The 16,153-nt window shown below is 76.5% G+C and carries 11 protein-coding genes; 10 read left to right on the top strand and 1 reads right to left on the bottom strand.

Annotated elements, in window-relative coordinates:
* Positions 1 to 8 precede the first annotated feature (8 nt).
* The 4 genes from NI25_RS25750 to NI25_RS25735 all read left to right on the top strand — a co-directional run bounded on the left by NI25_RS25750 (position 9) and on the right by NI25_RS25735 (position 7,031).
* Positions 9 to 2,309: a tetratricopeptide repeat protein gene (locus NI25_RS25750; RefSeq protein ID WP_420710763.1), complete on the top strand. Its 2,301-nt coding sequence runs from the start codon at positions 9 to 11 to the stop codon at positions 2,307 to 2,309.
* A 3-nt stretch (positions 2,310 to 2,312) separates the two neighbouring features.
* On the top strand, positions 2,313 to 3,704 hold the full coding sequence (locus NI25_RS25745; RefSeq protein WP_061444715.1) for a PP2C family serine/threonine-protein phosphatase: 1,392 nt from the start codon (positions 2,313 to 2,315) through the stop codon (positions 3,702 to 3,704).
* A 113-nt stretch (positions 3,705 to 3,817) separates the two neighbouring features.
* Positions 3,818 to 5,164 carry a vWA domain-containing protein gene (locus NI25_RS25740; RefSeq protein ID WP_061444714.1) on the top strand — a complete coding sequence of 449 codons (1,347 nt, stop codon included), beginning with the start codon at positions 3,818 to 3,820 and terminating at the stop codon, positions 5,162 to 5,164.
* Between the two features lie 46 nt (positions 5,165 to 5,210).
* A complete protein-coding gene (locus NI25_RS25735) occupies positions 5,211 to 7,031 on the top strand; it encodes an FHA domain-containing protein (RefSeq protein WP_061444713.1) in 1,821 nt (606 codons plus the stop codon).
* Positions 7,032 to 7,060: 29 nt separating this feature from the next.
* On the opposite strand, the gene NI25_RS25730 is transcribed toward NI25_RS25735, so the two are convergent.
* The gene (locus NI25_RS25730) at positions 7,061 to 8,035 is read right to left on the bottom strand and encodes a methyltransferase domain-containing protein (protein WP_061444712.1); all 975 of its coding nucleotides are present in this window, start codon (positions 8,033 to 8,035) and stop codon (positions 7,061 to 7,063) included.
* A gap of 87 nt (positions 8,036 to 8,122) precedes the next feature.
* Between NI25_RS25730 and NI25_RS25725 the strand changes: the two genes are divergently transcribed.
* The 6 genes from NI25_RS25725 (at position 8,123) to NI25_RS25710 (ending at position 16,149) form a co-directional block, all read left to right on the top strand.
* Positions 8,123 to 8,536 (top strand): globin, encoded by a 414-nt coding sequence (locus tag NI25_RS25725; protein WP_061444711.1) that lies wholly within the window; start codon positions 8,123 to 8,125, stop codon positions 8,534 to 8,536.
* Positions 8,537 to 8,708: 172 nt separating this feature from the next.
* Positions 8,709 to 12,002: an FtsX-like permease family protein gene (locus tag NI25_RS25720; protein WP_061444710.1), complete on the top strand. Its 3,294-nt coding sequence runs from the start codon at positions 8,709 to 8,711 to the stop codon at positions 12,000 to 12,002.
* Positions 11,999 to 12,172, top strand: a complete 174-nt coding sequence (locus tag NI25_RS39510; protein ID WP_158508466.1) for a hypothetical protein — start codon at positions 11,999 to 12,001, stop codon at positions 12,170 to 12,172. The genes NI25_RS25720 and NI25_RS39510 overlap by 4 nt, the downstream gene beginning before the upstream one ends.
* On the top strand, positions 12,169 to 12,342 hold the full coding sequence (locus tag NI25_RS39505) for a hypothetical protein (protein WP_158508465.1): 174 nt from the start codon (positions 12,169 to 12,171) through the stop codon (positions 12,340 to 12,342). The genes NI25_RS39510 and NI25_RS39505 overlap by 4 nt, the downstream gene beginning before the upstream one ends.
* Positions 12,339 to 15,083 carry an FtsX-like permease family protein gene (locus NI25_RS25715; RefSeq protein WP_061444709.1) on the top strand — a complete coding sequence of 915 codons (2,745 nt, stop codon included), beginning with the start codon at positions 12,339 to 12,341 and terminating at the stop codon, positions 15,081 to 15,083. Before NI25_RS39505 ends, NI25_RS25715 begins: the two co-directional genes overlap by 4 nt.
* Positions 15,084 to 15,189: 106 nt before the next feature.
* Positions 15,190 to 16,149: an ABC transporter ATP-binding protein gene (locus NI25_RS25710; RefSeq protein WP_061444708.1), complete on the top strand. Its 960-nt coding sequence runs from the start codon at positions 15,190 to 15,192 to the stop codon at positions 16,147 to 16,149.
* Positions 16,150 to 16,153: the final 4 nt, after the last annotated feature.

Here is a 16,153-nt window from a genome sequence, read left to right as displayed (position 1 = left end):
TGCCGGCGGTGCCGCGGCCCGACCCGCGCGAGATGGTCATGGACCGCCCGGAGGTGCCCGAGCGCAAGCGGTTCTGCTCGCGCTCGGACTGCGGGGCGCCGGTCGGCCGGGCGCGCGGCGAGCGGCCCGGCCGTACGGAGGGCTTCTGCACCAAGTGCGGCCACCCGTACTCGTTCGTGCCCAAGCTGAAAGCCGGGGACGTCGTGCACGGCCAGTACGAGGTGGTGGGCTGCCTCGCGCACGGCGGCCTGGGCTGGATCTATCTCGCCGTCGACAAGGCGGTCTCCGACCGCTGGGTGGTCCTCAAGGGCCTGCTGGACACCGGCGACCAGGACGCGATGGCGGCGGCGATCTCCGAGCGGCGCTTCCTCGCCGAGATCGAGCACGCCAACATCGTGCGGATCTACAACTTCGTCGAGCACCTCGACCAGCGCACCGGCTCCCTCGACGGCTACATCGTCATGGAGTACGTCGGCGGGAAGTCGCTCAAGGAGATCGCCAACGCCCGGCGCTCCCCGCAGGGCCGGCGCGACCCGCTGCCGGTCGAGCAGGCCTGCGCGTACGGCATCGAGGCGCTGGAGGCGCTCGGCCACCTGCACAGCCGCAAGCTGCTGTACTGCGACTTCAAGGTCGACAACGCCATCCAGACCGAGGACCAGCTCAAGCTCATAGACATGGGCGCGGTCCGCCGCATGGACGACGACGAGTCGGCCATCTACGGCACGGTGGGCTACCAGGCCCCGGAGGTCGCCGACGTCGGCCCGTCGGTGGCGTCCGACCTGTACACGGTGGGGCGCACGCTCGCCGTGCTGACCTTCGACTTCCAGGGCTACACCACCGTCTACGCGGACTCCCTGCCGGACCCCGACAACATCGACGTCTTCCGGCGGTACGAGTCGTTCTACCGGCTGCTGGTGCGGGCCACCGACCCCGATCCGGCCCGCAGGTTCGCCTCCGCGCAGGAGATGGCGGAGCAGTTGACGGGCGTGCTGCGCGAGGTGGTCTCGCTCCAGACGGGCCGCGCGAGGCCCGCCGTCTCCACGCTGTTCGGGCCCGAGGTGCGGGTGACGGACACGGAGCTGTTCCCGCGCCTGGACGGCGAGGTGTCGCGGCTCGGGGCGAGGCCGGTCCGTACGAGGGGCCGCCGGGGCGGCTCGGGACCGGCACCGGAGCCGGACGGAGGGCCGGCCCCCGCGCTGCCGGGCGGGACCGTTCCCGCCGTGGGTGCGCCGGGCGGGACCGTCGCACACGCCCCGCCGGTGGGCACCGGTCCCGCGGGCACCACGGGGGCACCGGGCGGCGCGAGCGCGTCGCTGCCGGGTGCCGTGAGCACCGTCGGCGGTCTCGGCACCGCAGCCTCCGGTCTGGTCAAGGCGGCCGACGCGCCCACCGCGACGCTCGCGCTGCCGGTCCCCCGGGTGGACGCCGCGGACCCCAACGCGGGCTTCCTGGCGGGCCTGATGGCGTCCGCGCCGGCCGAGCTGCTGACCGCGCTGGCCGCCGCGCCGGCGCCGTCGGCCGAGACGCGGCTGCGGGAGATCCGGGCCCGCCTGGAGAACGGCGACGCGTCCGGCGCGCTGGCCGTCCTCGGGGACCTGGAGGACGAACGCCCCGACGACTGGCGGGTGGTCTGGTACCGGGGCCTGGTCACGCTGGTGACCGGCGCCCACGAGGACGCCGCGCTGGCCTTCGACGCGGTCTACGACGCCTTCCCGGGCGAGATCGCGCCCAAGCTGGCGCTGGGCCTGTGCGCCGAGGTGCTGGGGCAGTTGGACAACGCCGCCGAGTACTACCGGCTGGTGTGGGCCACCGACCCGAGCCATGTCAGCGCGGCGTTCGGTCTGGCCCGGGTCCAGTTGGCCGGCGGCGACCGGGCCGGTGCCGTACGGACGTTGGAGTCGGTGCCGGAGTCGTCCGTCCACTGCACCGGGGCGCGCGTGGCGGCCGTGCGGGCGCGGCTGCGGCAGCGCACCGCGGCCGCGGGCGACCTGGAGTTCCTGGACGATCTGGTCGCCGCCGCGCGGCAGGTCGAGGCGCTGGACGAGTACGGTCTGGATCCGGCGCGGCGCGAGCAACTGTCGGCCGAGGTCCTCGGTTGCGCGCTGGACTGGGTACTCTCCGGAGGTCGGGGTTCCGTCCCTCCCGCCGCCGGGGGACGGACGCTGCTCGGCAGCGGCCTGGACGAACGCGCACTGCGCTTCGGCCTGGAGCGTTCGTACCGCACGCTGGCCCGGCTGGCGCGGGGCGGCGAGGAGAGGATCGACCTGGTGGAACGTGCCAATCGTTACCGCCCCCGGACGTGGGTGTAGTTGATGTCGCAGATGCCCCAGCAGGCCGCTGTGCCGAAGTGCCCGAGCTGCGAGGAACCCCTCGAGTCGGGTGACCGTTTCTGCGGTGCGTGCGGATACGACCTGTCCGTCGTGCCCGCGCGGCCCGAGGACAGCCCCACCCTCGCCGTCAACGGCGCGGTGCCCGCGCCGGACGGCGTGGACTGGCCCGTGGCCCGGGACTCGGACGGCCACGGCCACCCCGCCCCGCTGCACGCGGCGGCCGAACTCCCGGGCACCGACTCGGGCGGCTCCCCGCTCCTGCCGCCGCCCCCGCCCGCCCCGCCGACGGCGCCGCCCGCAGCTCCGGCGGCCGCTGCGCAGTCCCCCGCGCCCGGTGTGCGCTTCGACCGGCCGGACGAGCCCGACGAGTACCCCCTGCAGGCACCCGACCCGCGGCTGACCGGCGAACACGGCGCCGCGGCCCAGGTGCCGGCCCCGCCCGCCGGGCCGCCCGCCGCCGAGAAGGTGTGCGTCGCCTGCCGCGCGGGCCGGGTCGACGACGACGGCTACTGCGAGAACTGCGGGCACGCCCAGCCTCGCGAACGCGACCACATGGAGCAGGAGTCGGGCCCGGTCGCCGCCGTCAGCGACCGCGGTCTGCGCCACCACCGCAACGAGGACGCGTTCTCGGTGGGCTGCACCGCGCTGCCCGACGGCGCCCCCGCCTCCGTGGCGATCGTCTGCGACGGCGTGTCCTCGGCGACCCGCCCCGACGACGCCTCGCTCGCCGCGTCCCGGGCGGCCGGCGATTCGCTGCTCGGCGCCCTGCCGCGCGGCACGCACCCGCAGCAGGCCATGCACGACGCCATCCTCGCCGCCTCGCGGGCCGTCAACGCGCTGGCCGACGAGCCCGCCACCGCCCGCGAGCAGGCCCCGCACCAGAACGCGCCCGCCTGCACCCTGGTCGGCGCCGTGGTCACCGCCGGTCTCCTGGTCGTCGGCTGGGTCGGCGACAGCCGCGTCTACTGGGTGCCGGCCGACCGCTCCACCCCGCCCGCCCGGCTCACCGAGGACGACTCGTGGGCCGCGCAGATGGTCGCGGCGGGCCTGATGAACGAGGCGGAGGCCTACGCCGACGAGCGCGCCCACGCGATCACCGGCTGGCTGGGCGCCGACGCCTACGAACTGGAGCCGCACACCGCGTCGTTCAAACCGGACCGCGCCGGCGTGGTCGTGGTCTGCACGGACGGCCTGTGGAACTACGCCGAGTCCGCCGAGGAGATGGCCGAGGCCGTGCCCCTGGACGCCGCCGCCCGCCCGCTGCACGGCGCCCGCGTTCTGGTCGGCCACGCGCTGGACGGCGGGGGCCACGACAACGTAACAGTGGCCCTCCTGCCGTTCCCGGCCCCGCCGCAGGGGGCAGGATCGGCCTGAGGCCCCCGCACGGGCACGGGTTTCAGGGGCGGCCTCGCGGACCGCAGGGGGCGGTCCGCGCACAACGAGCCAGGCCCCCCGCTGGGGGGACGTAGAGGGGGATGCGATCCGGCATGGCCAATTTCTCGAAGTCGAACGTGCCGCAGTTCGCGGTGGACGTCTACCAGAACGAGTACCTGCCCGAAGGCGGCCGCGAGGTCAACGCCATCGTCACGGTCACCGCGACCGGCGGCGGCACGGTCGGGAGCGCCCTCGCCGCGCCCCACCTGTACTCGCCCGGCCAGGGACCGTCCGCCGCCGTGGCGTTGATGGTCGACTGCTCGGGCTCGATGGACTACCCGCCGACCAAGATGCGCAACGCCCGCGACGCCACGGCCGCCGCGATCGACACCCTGCGCGACGGCGTCCACTTCACGGTCGTGGCCGGCACCCACGTGGCCAAGGAGGTCTACCCGGGCGGCGGCCGGCTCGCGGTCGCCGACGCCACCACCCGGGCGCAGGCCAAGCAGGCGCTGCGCAGCCTCGGTGCGGGCGGCGGCACCGCCATCGGCACCTGGCTGCGGCTGGCCGACCGGCTGCTGGCCACCGCGGACGTCGCCATCCGGCACGGCATCCTGCTCACCGACGGCCGCAACGAGCACGAGTCGCCCGAGGACCTCAGAGCGGCGCTCGACTCCTGCGCCGGGCGTTTCACGTGCGACGCCCGCGGCGTGGGGACCGACTGGGAAGTGAAAGAAGTCACAGGGATCGCCTCCGCCCTGCTCGGCACCGCCGACATCGTCGCCGACCCGGCCGGTCTGGCCGCCGACTTCACGCGGATGATGGAGACGGCCATGGGCAAGGAGGTCGCGGACGTCGCGCTGCGCCTGTGGACCCCGGTCGGCACCACGGTGAAATTCGTCAAGCAGGTCGCGCCGACGGTCGAGGAGCTGACCGGCCGCCGTACCGAGGCGGGGCCGCGGGCCGGCGACTACCCCACCGGTTCCTGGGGCGACGAGTCCCGTGACTACCACGTCTGCGTGGAGGTACCGGCCGCCGGGCTCGGCCAGGAGATGCTGGCCGCCCGCGTCTCCCTGGTCATCCCGGAGCCCGGGGGCAGCGTCCAGAACCTCGGTGCGCAGGGTCTCGTACGGGCCGTGTGGACCGACGACATGGCCGCCTCCACGTCGATCAACCCCCAAGTCGCCCACTACACCGGGCAGGCCGAACTGGCACAAGCCATCCAGCAAGGGCTGGATCTGCGCAAAGCGGGAGACATCGACGGAGCAACGGCCAAACTGGGCCGCGCGGTTCAGCTCGCCGGAGCCTCCGGAAACGCCGATACGGCGAAACTGCTTGCGAAGGTGGTGGACGTGGTGGACGCGGCGGCAGGTACTGTGCGACTGAAAGCGAAGGTCGAGGAGGCCGACGAGATGACTCTCGAGACCCGGTCCACCAAGACTGTTCGTGTAAAGAAGTGACGCACAACAACCGCGCGACAAGCCCGCAAGAGAGGGAAGCTCCGACATGCCGACCTGCCCGAACGGACACCAGTCGGGTTCCGACGACTGGTGCGAGGTCTGCGGTCACCGCATGGCCGGTGCCGTGCCGCCCCCTCCGCCGCCCCCGCCGCCCGGCGGCGGCTACGGCTTCCCGCCGCCCGCCGGTCCCGGTGGGCCGGGCGGCGGCCCCGGTGGCGGTCCGGGCGGTCCCGGCGGCGAGCCGCAGTTGTGCCCGCAGTGCCGCACGCCGCGTGAGGGCGGTGCGCCGTTCTGCGAGGAGTGCCGGTGGAACTTCCTGACCAACACCGCCACGTCGTACACCCCGGCCGCCCCGCGCCCGCCGGCGCCCGGCCCGGCCCCGCACTTCGGACAGCCGCCGACGGGTCCCTCGGGGGGTCCGTCCTTCGGCGGCGGTGACGCGTACGACTACCAGGGCTCCCGCCCGTCCCAGATGAACCGCCCCGCCGAACCGATTCCCCCGGGCCCGCCGCCCTTCGGCAGCGACCCGTCGGGACGCGGTGGTCCCGGGGGGCCGGGGGGCGGTTCCGGTGGTCCTGCGGGCGGCCCCGGCCCCTTCGGCCCCGGCGGTTCCGACCGGCCCGGCGGTCCCGGTGGTCCCGGCGGCTTCGACGGCCCTGACGGGCCCAACCGCCCCGGCGGCTTCGGTGGCCCCGGTGGCCCTGACCGCCCCGGCGCTCCGGGCGGACCCAACGGGCCGAACGGTCCCGGCGGCTTCGGCGGTCCGGGCGGTCCGGGCGGCCCCGGCGGCCCTGAGCGACCCGGGGGCCCCGCTGGTCCCGAGCGGCCCGGCGGCTTCGGCGGTCCGGGCGGCCCCGGCAGCCCTGAGCGACCCGGGGGCCCCGCTGGTCCCGAGCGGCCCGGCGGCTTCGGCGGTCCGGGCAGCCCCGGCAGCCCTGAGCGACCCGGCGGTCCGAACGGTCCCGGCGGCTTCGGCGGTCCGGGCAGCCCTGACAGGCCCGGCGGTCCGGGCGGTCCCGGCGGCTTCGGTGGTCCGGGCGGCCCGGGTGGGCCCGGCGGTCCCTCCGGTCCTCCGTCCCCGCCCGGCTTCGGTGCCGATCCCTCGCGTCCCGTCCCGCCTCCGCCCCCGCCGCCGCCCGGCGCCGGCGGTCCGGGTGGCCCGGGCGGTGCCCCGCAGGGGTTCCAGTCCGGTCCCCCGGCCCCGCCCGCCTTCCCGCAGGAGACCAACCGCCCGCAGCAAGGCGGCCCGGCCTTCGGCGGCGGCGGTGACGACGACTGGGTGCTCTCCCCGCCGACGTCCGGCGGTCCCGGCGGTCAGGGCGGTCCGGGCGGTCCGGGCGGTCCGGGCGGTCCGGGCGGTCCGGCCCAGGGTGGCGGCTACGGCTACCCGCAGCCCGGCGCCACCCAGGCCCCGCCCGGTCCCGGCCAGGGCTTCCCGCAGCAGCAGCGGCCCCAGCAGCCGACCACCTGGTCGGCGACGATCGGCCCGGACCGCGAGTACTTCATGGCGATGATGCAGCGCTCCGGCCCCGAGGCCGCGGGCCTGAACCTGCCCGCGTACTCGCCCGAGCAGCAGCGCACGCTCACCGGCAACCAGATCACCATCGGCCGCCGCCGGCACTCCACCGGCGACACCCCGGACATCGATCTGGCCGTGCCGCCGGAGGACCCGGGTGTCTCGCACCAGCACGCGGTGCTGGTGCACCAGCCGGACGGCGGCTGGGCGGTCGTCGACCAGAACTCGACGAACGGCACGACGGTCAACGGCGGCGAGGAGCCGATCCAGCCCTTCGTGCCGGTGCCGCTCCAGGACGGCGACCGGGTGCACGTCGGCGCCTGGACGACGATCACGATCCGCCGGGGATAGGCACGACGGCACCTTCGAGTGGGCCCGCGTCAGGCGAACGGCCAGGCGTAGGGCCCCTCGGGGTCGTCCAGCCACGCCCAGGCCCGTTCGCCGCTGACGGTGATGCCGTAGCGCTCACGGCGCGGGGCGTCCTCGCGGTCCCACAGCGCGTACGCCTCCTGCGGGTCCAGGCCGCCCCGGCTCAGCGCCAGCAGGAAGCGGAACAGGTCGTCCTCCCGGGCCCGGCGCGGTACGCCGCCCAGGCCCGGCGTCTCGGGCTCGGCCCGGTCCGCGCCGCGCAGCGGCACGAAGTACGCGGGCGTGTGCAGGAAGCGCCCCTCGGCGTGCCCGGCGTCGCGGACGGTGAGGACGACGAGCCCGGTGGCGAGCGGCGTCAGGATCCGCCCGCCGGGACGGCACTGGGCGGTCCACGCGCGGGGGATCGAGGGCAGCGCACAGGTGGCGAGGATCCGGTCGTAGGGGGCGCGCTCGGGAACACCGCGGGCGCCGTCGCCCGTGACGACGGCCGGGTGGTACCCGGCGGCGTCCAGGTGCCGGCGGGCCGACTCGGTGATCTCGGGGTCCAGGTCGACGGTGGTGACCAGGTCGTCGTCGCCGAGCCGGTGGGCGAGCAGGGCGGCGTTGTAGCCGGTGCCGGCGCCGATCTCCAGGACCCGGTCGCCGTCCCGCACGTCCAGCTCGACCAGCATCATCGCCATCAGCGAGGGCTGGCTGCTGGAGGAGAGCAGCTCGCCGTCGCGCATCCGGGTCGCCAGCGGGGCGTCGGCGTACGCGCCGCGCACCCAGTGCTCGCGGGCGGCGGGGTCGGGGTGTTCGCCCCACCGGCGTTCGTAGCCGCCCCGGACGCCGACGTAGTAGTACGGCACGAAGAGGTGGCGCGGGACCGCGAGGAACGCCTCCCGCCACACCGGATCGGCCGTCCAGGCGCCGCTCAGCTCGATCTCGCGCACCAGCTCCGCCCGCGCGGAGGCGGCGAGGCTGTCCAGGTCCTCGTACCCGCCCATGCCTCCACAGTACGGGCCGGGCGGGAGGCGGGCAGGGTTCCCGGGCGGGTCCTAGGTCTTGAGTCCTATGCCCCCGGGTCTGAGACCATGGACGGCGTGAATGAGATTCGGCGCGGCACGCTTCAGGAGCAGACCTTCTACGAGCAGGTCGGCGGGGAGGAGACCTTCCGCCGCCTCGTCCACCGCTTCTACGAGGGAGTCGCCGAGGACCCGATCCTGCGGCCGATGTACCCCGAGGAGGACCTGGGTCCGGCCGAGGACCGTTTCGCCCTGTTCCTGATGCAGTACTGGGGCGGCCCGACGACGTACAGCGACAACCGGGGCCACCCGCGGCTGCGGATGCGGCACGCCCCCTTCGTCGTCGACCGGGCCGCGCACGACGCCTGGCTGAAGCACATGCGGGTCGCGCTCGACGAGCTGGGTCTGTCCGAGGAGCACGAGCAGACGCTGTGGAAGTACCTGACGTACGCGGCGGCCTCGATGATCAACACTCCCGACTGACCGGCCCCTGACCGACGCCCTCACCGGCCGATGGGCTGACGGACGCATTCCGGTCGGCCGACGCCGGATTCCGGTCACGATCCGGTCAAGTCCCGGTCCCGGGCGCTTACTTCGGCGTCCCCACCTCTGACAGCATCCCGGCGAGGTCTGGACAACAGCGGCAGGGGGCCGGGTGTCGGGGTTCGGGGGGCTCACGCAGTTCGTGCTGCTGCGGGCACGAGCACACCGCCTGCTGCCGGCCGCGGCCCTGCTCACCGTCCTGCTGACCACGACGGTCCTCGCCACCCTGACCTCCTACTCGGGCGCCGTCGGCGACGCGGCCCTGCGGCACGCCCTCGCCGACCCGCGCACCGGGTCCGACGCCGCACTGGTCGTGAAGGCGGACGTACCGGCCGGACGGCGGCCGGCCGCCGACGCCACCGTGCGCGAGGGGGCCGCGAGGACCTTCGACGGGCTGCCGCTCACGGTACGGACCCTGGTGCGCTCGGGCCCGTACGCGCTGCCCGGCTCCCCGCGGCCGCCGACCGAGCGGTCCGGCGACCCCGATCTGACGTTCTTCGCGGCGCTGGATCCCACGCAGGTCCGCGTCGAGCAGGGCCGCATGCCCGTGGCGGGGGCCGACGGCGGCACGGTCGAGGTGGCGGTGCCGGTGGCCGCCGCCGAGCGCGTCGGCGTCGGTACGGGCGACCGGCTCACCCTCACCGACCGGCTCGACGGTCCGGCCGTCCGCGTCGTGGTGAGCGGCCTGTACCGGCCGGTGGACACCGGGTCGCCGTACTGGCGCCTCGACGACCTGGACGGCCGCGGGGTGAAGCAGGGCGGCTTCACGACGTACGGGCCGCTGCTCGCCCCGCCGGGCGTACTGAGCGGCGGCCGGGTCAGCGCGGGGGCGTCCGGGTGGCTGGTGACGGCGGACTACGCGTCGCTCACGGCCGGGCGGGCCGAAGCCCTCGGGGATGCGGCCCAAAGCGGCATGGAGTGGCTGCGCGAGCAGAAGGTGCTCAGCGGCACCACCGCGGCGACGACCGACCTGCCGGCGATCCTGGAGCGTCTCGACCGGTCGCTGGAGGTCTCCCGTTCCACGCTCCTCGTGATCGCGCTGCAGCTCGTCCTGCTCGCGGGCGGCACGCTGCTGCTGGTGGCGCGGCTGCTGAGCGTGGAGCGGGCGGGCGAGCTGCGGCTGCTGCGGGCACGCGGCGCCTCTCGCGCACGGCTGGCGGCGGGGGCCGCGCTGGAGGCGCTGCTGCTGACCGTGCCCGCGCTGGTCTGCGCGCCGCTGCTGGCGGGACCGCTGGTCCGGCTGTCGGCCGGGCAGGGGGCGCCGGCCCGCATCGGGCTCGGCTGGGAACCGACGGCCGGCGCCGGCGGGACGGTGTGGCTGGTGGCGGCGGTGGCGGCCCTCGGGTGCACCCTGGCCGTGACGCTGCCTGCGTTGACCCTCGCGCCCCAGGCCGACGGCGGCGGCCGCTCCCGGGCGCTGCCGGGCTGGCTGCGGGCCGGCGCGGACGTGGGCCTGCTGGTGATCGCGGGCATCGCCTACTGGCAGCTTGACCGGCAGACCTCCGCCGCCGGGACCGGCGAGGAGGCGGACGCGGGCTCGCTCGGGGTCGACCCGCTGTTCGTGGCGACGCCCGCGCTGGCGCTGCTGGCGGGGACGGCACTGGCGCTGCGGCTGCTGCCGCTGGTGGCGCGGCTCGCGGAGCGCCGGGCGGCGCGCGGGCGCGGTCTCGCGGTGGCGCTGGCGGGCTGGCAGCTGAGCCGCCGTCCGATGCGCGGGGCGGGCCCCGTGCTGCTGCTGGTGCTCGCCGTGGCGCTGGGCACGATGGCGATCGGGCAGGGGGCGTCGTGGTCCCGTTCGCAGGACGACCAGGCCGACTTCCGCGCGGGCGCGCCGATCCGGGTGCTGGCCTCCGGCACGGCGGACCCGGGCCGCACCGACCGGATCGCGGGCGTCACCGGCGTACGGCAGGTCGCGCCCGCGGCGCGGTCGGAGGTCCCGCTGTCCGGCGACCGGACGGCGACGGTGCTGGCGCTGGACACCGCGCACGCGCGGGACACGATGCTGATGCGGCCGGACCTGGCCGACCGGTCGCCGCGCGGGCTGCTGTCCGGGATGGCGCCCCGGCGGCCGTCGAACGGCGCGAGGATCCCGGCCGGCACGACCCGGCTCGCGCTGACGGCGGCCCTGACCGTGCCGAACGCCGGCCCGTCCTCGGCCGGCACCCGGTCGGCGGACGTGACGGTCACCGTCGAGGACCGCTGGGGCACCCCGTACCGGCTCGGCGCCGGTTCGCTGGCCGCCGACGGCCGGGAGCACACCCTCGGCCTGGACGTCTCCGGCGGACCGCTCACCCTGACCGGCGCCGAGTTCACGGTGGTCCAGCCCGCGGACCGGGAGGAGGAACACCGCCTGACCGTACGGCGGGTGACGGCCGGGGACGCCGAGGGCTCCGTACGGCCGGTGCCGCTGCCGGACGCCTGGACGGCCGGCTCGCAACCGTCCTCGCCGCCGGGCGCACCGGGCGCGGAGGGCGCCCCGGCCGAGCCGCGCCTGCTGGACTCCGGTCCGCTCGCCGTCGAGTACGTCACGGGCCTCTCGGACGGCTCCCGGCTGACCACGCTGACCGTGCGGCTGCGGGTCGCACAGCCGAAGCCGGAGGAGGTGACCGCCGTGGCCGGGGACCGTTTCCTCGACTCGGCGGGCGCCCGCACCGGGCAGCGCGTCACGGTGCCGATCGGCGGCCACGACGTACCGGTGCGGATCGTGCGCTCCGCGCGCGAGCTGCCGGGCACCGGGCCCGAGGCTCCCTCGGCCCGGTTCGGCGGCGCGCTGCTGGTCGATCTGCCGGCGGTGAACCGGTATCTGCAGGGCGAGTACGGCGCCGCCGTCGAGCCCACCGAGTGGTGGCTGCGCACCGGGCCGGGGAAGACCGGTGAGGCGGCGGCCGGCCTGCGGGCGTTCCCGGACACGGCACCGGCCGAGGTCCTGGTGCGCGACGAGGTCGCCGAGCGGCTGCGGGACGACCCGTTCGGCGCCGGTCCCGGGGCGGCGTTCGCCGCGGCGACCCTGGTGGCGGCGGCGCTGGCCGCGGTCGGCTTCGCGGTGAGCGCGGCGGGGTCGCTGCGCGAGCGGGGCGGGGAGTTCGCCGTGCTGCGCGCCCTGGGCGCCCAGCGCCGCGGGCCGGCCCGTACGGTCGCCGTCGAGCAGGGCGTGCTGACCGGCCTGGCCCTGCTGACCGGCGCCGCCCTCGGCGCGGTGCTGACCCGGGCGGTGATCCCGCTGACCGTACTGACCCCGCGGGCCACCCGTCCCGTGCCGGACGTCCACGTGGCCCTGCCGGCCGGCCGGATCGCCCTGCTGCTGGCCGGCGTCTCCGTCGTCCCGTTCCTGGTCACGGCCGCCCTGGCCCTCCGCCGCACGGACACGGCGGTGACCCTCAAGGACGCCGGAGGTACCGGCCGATGACCCCCGCGACCGCCCCCTGGGGGCGGACCAGGCTGCGGGCCGCGCCCGGTGCCGCCGTCGCCCTGGCGGTGCTGGTGGCGGTGACCGCGTTCCTGGTCACGGCCGCCCTGGCCCTCCGCCGCACGGACACGGCGGTGACCCTCAAGGACGCCGGAGGTACCGGCCGATGACCCCCGCCACCGCCCCCTGGGTGCGGACCAGGCTGCGGGCCGCGCCCGGTGCCGCCGTCGCCCTGGCGGTGCTGGTGGCGGTGACCGCGTTCCTGGCCACGGCCGCCCTGGCCCTCCGCCGCACGGACACGGCGGTGACCCTCAAGGACGCCGGAGGTACCGGCCGATGACCCCCGCCACCGCCCCCTGGGTGCGGACCAGGCTGCGGGCCGCGCCCGGTGCCGCCGTCGCCCTGGCGGTGCTGGTGGCGGTGACCGCGTTCCTGGCCGCCGCGTTCCCCCGGACGCTGGACCGGTACGCGGACGCCGGTCTGCGCCGGGCGGTCGAGCGGGCCCCGGCCGACGTGACCGGCGTCCAGGTGTCCGCCGCTCCCGACCCCGGCGCGGATGCGCGGGCCGCGGAGGACAGTCTCCGGCCCCGGCGGCTCGCCGCCGACCACCGGTCCGTCCTCGGCGCCGTCGAGCGCCCGCTCGTCGTCGACGAGGAGCAGTCGTCCTACGGCGTCCGCGTCACCGACGGCCTGCCCTCACCGGAGAAGTGGCTGCCCCGGCCCGACGGGCTGCCCGCCGAGATGGTCCTCGCCGCCCCGCAGGGTCTCGACGGCCACGCCCGGCTGCGCTCCGGCCGGCTGCCGAGAGTCCCCGGCGGGCGGGCCGACGCCTCGACCACGCGGGTGGAGGCCGCGGTGTCCGAGGAGACGGCCCGCACGCTGCACGTGAAGGTGGGTTCGGTCGTCCACGTGGTCGGCGACCGCGAACTCACCGTGCGCGTCACCGGCATCCTCACGCCCGAGCGGCCAGACGGTGCCTACTGGTCCGTCGACCCCGTGCTGCGCACCCCCTCCCTGCGGCGCGTGCCGGGACCGGCCGGCGCCCCCAGCCCCACCTACTGGGTCGGCGGACTGCTGCTCGCCCCCGAGGCGGGCCCCGCGCTCCTCGGCTCGGCGCCCGTGGCCCGCTACTGGCACCTCGCGCCCGACCCGGACGCCCTGCACAGCCGCGACCTCGACCCGCTCGCCTCCGCCGTGGCCTCCCTGGAGTCCGGGCCCGCCCTGCGGCGACTGCACGCGACGACCGGCCCGCAGACGGAGGCCACGACCGGCCTCGACGACGTCCTCACCACCTACGGGCGACTCGACGACGACATCGGCCCGCTGGTCTCCGTCGCCGCCTCGGGCTCGGGCACGGTCGCCGTCGTCGTCCTGCTGATGGCGGGCGGTCTGGCCGCGGGCCGGCGCCGTGCCGAACTGGCCCTGCTGCGCGCTCGCGGCGCCTCCGTAGCGGGCCTGGCGGGGCGGCTGCTGGCCGAGACGGCGGTCGTGGCGGTGCCCGCGGGAGCGCTCGGCCTCGGCGCGGCCCTGCTCACGCTGCCCGGCGCCCGGCTGCTCCCCGCGCTGTGGGCCGCCGTCGCGGTCATCGCCGTGGCCTGCCTGGCGCTGCCGCTGCGGGCCACCGCCGCGCACCGCCGGGTACGCGTCCACGACGGACGGAGGGACGCGGCGGCGCCCCGTGCGTCACGGCGCCGTACGGTCGCCGAACTGACGGTCGTGGTCCTCGCCCTCGGCGCGGTCGAGACGCTGCGCCGGCGCGGCGCGACAAACGGCGCCGGCGACCTGGTGGCGATGGCACCGGTGCTGGTCGGGGTGATCGCCGCGCTGGTGCTGGTGCGTCTGTACCCGCTGCCGCTGCGCGGGCTGGCCCGTCCGGCGCGGCGGCTGCGCGGCGCGGTCGGTCCGCTCGCCCTGGCCCGGGCCGGCCGGACCTCCGCCTCCACCGTGCTGCCCCTCCTCGCGCTGCTGACCGCGTTCACCGTCGCGGCGTTCGGAGGCTCGGTCCTCAGCGGCGTGGCCGACGCCCGCGACCGGGCCGCGCTGCTCGCCGTGGGCGCCGACGCCCGGGTGGAGGCGGCCGAGCCGCTGCCCTCCGGTCTGCCCCGCCGTCTCGGGCGGGTCCCCGGGGTACGGGAGGTCACCGAGGCCGGCGTCGACTGGCTGGCCAGGACGCCGGACGGCCGCCAGTCGCTGCCGCTCGCGGGCGTGGACCCCGGTGCCTACGCGGCACTGGCGGGGCGGACGGACCTCGGCGCGTTCCCCGAGGGGCCGTTGACGCGGCCGGACGGCTCCGGAAGCGGCTCCGGAAGCGGCTCCGAGGAAGCCGTACTGCCGGCGCTGGCCTCCCCCGCGGTCGCCGAACGGTTCGGCGACCGGGCCTTCCGGCTGCGCCTGGCCGACGGGAACACCGCCACGCTGCGGATCGTGCTGGTGCGCGACCGCACCCCGGCCGTGTACGGCGACGACTTCCTCGTCGTGGACCGGGCCGGCCTGCCCACCGGCTCCGTCCCGCCGAACGTGCTGCTGCTGACCGGCGACGGCCTGGACGCGGGTGCGCTGCACCGGGCCGCGGACGACGTCGGCACCGTCCACCTGCGGTCCGAGCAGCGCGACACGTATGTGGACTCGCCGCTGCAGTCCGGCGCGGAACGGATCTACACGGCAGCCGTGGCCGCCGGCGCCGGCTACGCCGCCCTGGCCCTCCTGCTGTCCCTGGCGAGCGCCGCACCCGAACGCGCCGCCCTCCTCGCGCGGCTGCGCACCATGGGCCTCACCCGTGCCCAGGGCCGCCGCCTGCTGGTCCTGGAGTCCCTCCCGCAGGCCCTGCCCGCCGCGCTGGGCGGCGTCCTGACCGGCTGGGCGGCCGTACGGCTCCTCTCCCCCGGCATCGACCTGACCACCATCGCGATGTCGACGACGGCCTCCCCGGTGGGCCGCGCGGAACTGCGTGCCGACCCGTGGTGGCTGGCCGTCCCGGCGGTGACGGTGCTGGTACTGGCGGTGGGGGTGGCGGCGCTGCAGGCGTGGTGGTCGGGCCGGCGCGGAGCGGTGACGGAGCTGCGGGCGGGCGATGCCCGGTGAAGGCGCGACGGGCGGTACGACGAACCGCGGACGGAGACCGAGCACGGCGGAGCACGGACGGAGACCGAGCAGGGCCGAGCACGGACGGAGACCTGGAGGAGCCCCGATGACGACCGACCCCACCCTCGCCGACCTGGCCGGCCGCGCCACCGCGTCCCGTGACCGGCCCGCCTACGGGCACGACGCGCTGATCACCTGCGACCGCCTGGTCCGGATCTTCAGCGCGGACGGGGTCGAGGTGCAGGCCCTGCAGGGGCTCGACCTCCTGGTCCGCGAGGGCGAGCTGATGGCGCTGGTCGGCGCCTCGGGCAGCGGCAAGTCCACCCTGATGAACATCCTGGCCGGCCTGGACACGCCGACCGCCGGGGCGGCCCGGGTCGCGGGGCACGACCTGATGACGATGACGGCGAAGGACCGCCTGGCCTACCGCCGCACGGTCGTGGGCTTCGTGTGGCAGCAGACGTCCCGCAACCTCATCCCCTACCTGACGGCCGCCCAGAACGTGGCGCTGCCCCTGCAGTTGGCCGGCACCGGCGGACGCCGGGCGCAGCGCGCCGAACGCGTGCTGGAGCTGCTGGACCTGATGGGCGTCGCCGACTGCCGCGACCGCCGCCCGCGGCAGATGTCCGGCGGTCAGCAGCAGCGGGTCGCCATCGCCGTGGCCCTCGCGGGCTCCCCGTCGGTGCTGCTCGCCGACGAACCCACCGGTGAACTCGACTCCCACACCGCGGAACAGATCTTCGCCGCGTTCCGCACGGCGAACGAAGCCCTGGGCACCACGGTCGTCGTCGTCACCCACGACCAGGCGGTGGCCGGCGAGGTCCGCCGCACGGTCGCCATCCGCGACGGCCGTACCTCCACGGAGGTGCTGCGGCGCAGCGAGGTGGACGCCGAGACCGGCCACGAGACGGTGGTGGCCCGCGAGTACGCCATGCTGGACCGTGCCGGCCGGCTCCAGCTGCCCGCCGACTACACCGCGGCCCTCGGCATGCGCGACCGCGTCGCCCTGGAGCTGGAGAGCGACCACATCGCCGTACGCCCGGACGACGGCGAGCCCCACCACTGAAACC

This window comes from Streptomyces sp. CCM_MD2014, assembly GCF_000772045.1.
Classification (GTDB): domain Bacteria; phylum Actinomycetota; class Actinomycetes; order Streptomycetales; family Streptomycetaceae; genus Streptomyces; species Streptomyces salinarius.
This window is presented reverse-complemented; position numbering and strand designations above follow the sequence as displayed.

What these genes read in the sequence shown, in the direction of transcription:
- NI25_RS25745 (WP_061444715.1), top strand. Translation starts at nt 2,313, where the DNA reads ATGTCGCAGATGCCCCAGCAGGCCGCTGTGCCGAAGTGCCCGAGCTGC.
- NI25_RS25740 (WP_061444714.1), top strand. Translation starts at nt 3,818, where the DNA reads ATGGCCAATTTCTCGAAGTCGAACGTGCCGCAGTTCGCGGTGGACGTC.
- NI25_RS25735 (WP_061444713.1), top strand. Translation starts at nt 5,211, where the DNA reads ATGCCGACCTGCCCGAACGGACACCAGTCGGGTTCCGACGACTGGTGC.
- NI25_RS25730 (WP_061444712.1), bottom strand. Translation starts at nt 8,035, where the DNA reads ATGGGCGGGTACGAGGACCTGGACAGCCTCGCCGCCTCCGCGCGGGCG.
- NI25_RS25725 (WP_061444711.1), top strand. Translation starts at nt 8,123, where the DNA reads ATGGACGGCGTGAATGAGATTCGGCGCGGCACGCTTCAGGAGCAGACC.
- NI25_RS39510 (WP_158508466.1), top strand. Translation starts at nt 11,999, where the DNA reads ATGACCCCCGCGACCGCCCCCTGGGGGCGGACCAGGCTGCGGGCCGCG.
- NI25_RS39505 (WP_158508465.1), top strand. Translation starts at nt 12,169, where the DNA reads ATGACCCCCGCCACCGCCCCCTGGGTGCGGACCAGGCTGCGGGCCGCG.
- NI25_RS25715 (WP_061444709.1), top strand. Translation starts at nt 12,339, where the DNA reads ATGACCCCCGCCACCGCCCCCTGGGTGCGGACCAGGCTGCGGGCCGCG.
- NI25_RS25710 (WP_061444708.1), top strand. Translation starts at nt 15,190, where the DNA reads ATGACGACCGACCCCACCCTCGCCGACCTGGCCGGCCGCGCCACCGCG.